Origin of the sequence: Sphingobium sp. (assembly GCF_032153725.1) — a bacterium.
In the GTDB taxonomy this organism is placed as follows: domain Bacteria; phylum Pseudomonadota; class Alphaproteobacteria; order Sphingomonadales; family Sphingomonadaceae; genus Sphingobium.
The window spans coordinates 1-3,515 of sequence record NZ_JALDYQ010000147.1; the positions used below are offsets into that span (position 1 = coordinate 1).

3 protein-coding genes are annotated in these 3,515 nt (G+C 61.4%); 1 reads left to right on the forward strand and 2 read right to left on the reverse strand.

Features of this window, described 5'->3' with window-relative positions; genetic code table 11:
* The coding region (locus RUH75_RS23470) for a histidine kinase (protein ID WP_313809622.1) at window positions 1-548 on the reverse strand (548 nt) is incomplete at its 3' end.
* Between the two features lie 75 nt (window positions 549-623).
* Window positions 624-1,103 (reverse strand): helix-turn-helix domain-containing protein, encoded by a 480-nt coding sequence (locus RUH75_RS23475; RefSeq protein WP_313809623.1) that lies wholly within the window; start codon window positions 1,101-1,103, stop codon window positions 624-626.
* Between the two features lie 112 nt (window positions 1,104-1,215).
* On the opposite strand from RUH75_RS23475, the gene RUH75_RS23480 reads away from it, so the two are divergent.
* Complete coding sequence (locus RUH75_RS23480; protein ID WP_313809624.1) at window positions 1,216-3,321, forward strand: bifunctional (p)ppGpp synthetase/guanosine-3',5'-bis(diphosphate) 3'-pyrophosphohydrolase; 2,106 nt, start codon at window positions 1,216-1,218, stop codon at window positions 3,319-3,321.
* Window positions 3,322-3,515 lie beyond the last annotated feature (194 nt).

Genomic DNA, 3,515 nt, shown 5'->3' on the forward strand with positions numbered 1-3,515 from the left:
ATCGAGTTCAGCGTATTGAACAGGAAATGCGGATTGAGCTGATAGCGCAGCATCGCCAGCTGCGCGCTCGACGCCTGATTTTCCAGCCGCAGCAGCTGATCCGCCTGCTCCTCCACCGTCAGATAGAAGTTGATCGCATAATAAAGCGCCGACCACGCCCCCAGCAGCGTCATGGACAGGTAGAAGGCCCCCAGGAACAGCTGCACCCCCGCCGTATCGCTGCCCCTGTTCTGGGTCGAGAACACCCAGGCGTCGATGAACGCCACCAGCCCGGCCGCGACCACCACCGTCACGATCGACGCACCCCAGGTCACGATCGGCCGCTGCTTCTGCAAGAAGCGGAACACCACCGCGATCAGCAGGGTCACCGAATAACCCGATACGGTGGAGATCATCACCGGGATCAGGCTGGAAAGCGGCTGCCCATTGGCGATGGTCGAGGACCCGCGCAACAGGAAGGCCCCCGCCCATCCCACCGACTGGAGGTTCCAGAAAGCGCGGTTCTTGTCCGCGAAAAAGGGCTGGGGCTGGAAGCGATGCACTGACATTGCCGCCAGACTAAAGCATCACATGAAAAAGAGGGAACCGGTTTTTTGCAAAAATCACGGGTCCACAACGACCCATCAGGCCGCCGCCGGCTCCGCCACCATCGGCGTGACCTCATCCGCGCACAGCCAGACCAGATCGCTCAGTGCCAGGGTCCGGCCGTCATGAGCCAGTATCACCATCTTGCGGATCGGTTGGCTGTCGCGACGATCCGCCAGTACCTGGCAGGACGACGGCGCGCAGCCCCATTTCTCGCCCCATTGCCGCAGCGCAACCATGACCGGGGCCAGTTCCTCGCCCTTTGCCGTCAGGCGATATTCGACCTTGCGCCGATCGCATTGCATCGGCTGGCGCACCATGATGCCATTTTCCACCAGCCGTCCCAGCCGGTTGGCCAATATGTTGCGGGCGATGCCAAGGGTTGACTGAAACTCCTCGAAATGGCGGATTCCCGACAATGCGCCCCGCAAGATGAGGAACGACCAGCGTTCACCCATGATTTCCAATGCGCTAGGCAGCGCGCATTGTTCCAGATCCTGCGCCAGATTATGTTTCATCGTCTTCACTTGATAGCTCAAAGCCACCCGCGTTGCAAAAGTGCAGCGCTATTGTGCCTAAATGGGATTTTTTTGTTGCACAGCAAGGGGCATCGCGGACAATCGGGAAGCAATGCTACGCCAGTATGAACTTGTTGAACGGGTAAAGCGCTACGATCCGGAAGCGGACGAAGCGATGATCAACCGCGCCTATGTCTTCTCGGTCCAGAAGCACGGGTCCCAAAAGCGCGCCAGCGGCGACCCCTATTTCAGCCATCCGATCGAGGTCGCCGGTATCCTGACCGACTTCAACCTGGACGACCAGACCATCGTGACCGCCCTCCTCCACGACACGATAGAGGATACGCTGGTCACCTATGAAGAGATCGAGCACGCCTTTGGCAAGGATGTCGCCCGCATGGTCGACGGCGTCACCAAGCTGTCGAAGATCGAGGCCATGTCCGAAAATGAGCGGGCGGCGGAGAATCTGCGCAAATTCCTGCTCGCCATGTCGGACGATATCCGGGTGCTGCTGGTGAAGCTGGCCGATCGCCTCCACAATATGCGCACGCTGCACTTCATCAAGAATGAGCAGAAGCGCCGCCGCATCGCGCGCGAGACGATGGATATCTATGCCCCGCTGGCGGAGCGGATCGGCATGTACGACTTCATGCGCGAAATGCAGCTCCTCTCCTTCCGGGAGCTGGAACCGGAAGCCTATGACAGCATCACCAAGCGGCTGGAGCAGCTGAAGGAAGGCGGCCATGACAAGGTCGACCGGATCGGGGCGGAACTGCAACTGCTGCTGGGCGGCAAGGGGCTGCCGGTCACGGTGTCGGGCCGCGAAAAGCACCCCTATTCCATCTGGAAGAAGATGCAGGAACGCCATATCAGCTTCGAACAGCTGACCGACGTCATGGCGTTCCGCGTGATCACCGAGACGACGGAGGATTGCTACCGCGCGCTGGGCGTCATCCACCAGACCTATAAGATGGTGCCGGGCCGGTTCAAGGATTACATCTCCACGCCCAAGCGCAACGGCTATCGCTCGCTGCACACCACCGTCATCCATCAGGACAATGCCCGGATCGAGGTGCAGATCCGCAGCCGCGACATGCATCATGACGCCGAACTCGGCCTCGCCGCGCACTGGGCCTATAAGCAGCGGGGCGATGCGGGCGATCATCAGGCGGCGTGGCTGCGCGACCTCGTCGAAATCCTGGAGCAGAGCCAGGATGCCGACGAACTGCTCGAACATACCCGCATGGCGATGTATCAGGATCGCATCTTCGCCTTCTCGCCCAAGGGCGAACTGCATCAGTTGCCCAAGGGATCGACCCCGGTCGACTTCGCCTATGCCGTGCACACCTCGCTCGGCAATCAGACGGTCGGCGCGAAGGTGAATGGCCGCGTCGTGCCGCTGCGCACCAATCTGGAAAATGGTGATCAGGTCGAAATCCTGAAATCGGAAGGGCAGGAACCGCAACCGGGCTGGCTGACCTTCGCCATCACCGGCAAGGCCCGCGCCGCCATCCGCCGCTATATCCGCCATAAACAGCGCGGCGAGGAAGTGACGCTGGGCGAAAAGCTCTATGAGGAGATCATCGGCCGCTTCTCCCCCGAACTGGCGAGCGAACTGGGCGACAAGGCGCTGAAGGCTGCCCTGAAACGCCTGAAGCTGGAGGACCGCGCGTCTTTGATGGTCGCCATCGCCACGCATCGCCTGCTCGATTCGGAAGTGATGGAGGCGCTCATCCCCGGCTCGACCAATGTGGAGGGGATGGAGGAAGCCCATCCACGCCAGCACGCGCCCGTCTCGATTCGCGGCCTGACGCCGGGCATCGCCTATAATCTGGGCGATTGCTGCCACCCCGTCCCCGGCGACCGTATCGTCGGCGTCCGGCGCACTGGCGAGCCGATCGAGGTCCACACCATCGACTGCCGCTCGCTGGAGGCGGGACAGGATGACGATTGGGTCGATCTCAGCTGGGACAGCAAGTCGAAGGGCGGCACCGCGCGGCTCCAGGTGATCGTGAAGAACCAGCCGGGCGCGCTCGCTGCCGTCACCAACGTGTTCGGCGCGACCAAGGCGAACATCCTCAACCTGCAACTGGTGAACCGCGAAGGCCCCTTCCACACCGACATCATCGATCTGGAAGTGGTCGACGCGCAACATCTGAACCGCATCCTGTCGGCGCTGCGCGGGCTGGATACGGTGGTGCAGGCGGACCGGGTCTAGGGCGTGTGGGGATTCAGCCCATGACGGGCTGCAAATGGCGACTTTCTGCGCTTCCGGTGCTCACGTACTGAAGTACGCTGCGCGCCGGTTCTCGAAATTCACCATTTTCGCCTCGCCCTGAACTGAATCCCCACACGCCCTAGGCTGTAGTGACATTTTAGGGATTCACGGCGGCGGCTTTTTCTGATTCACCA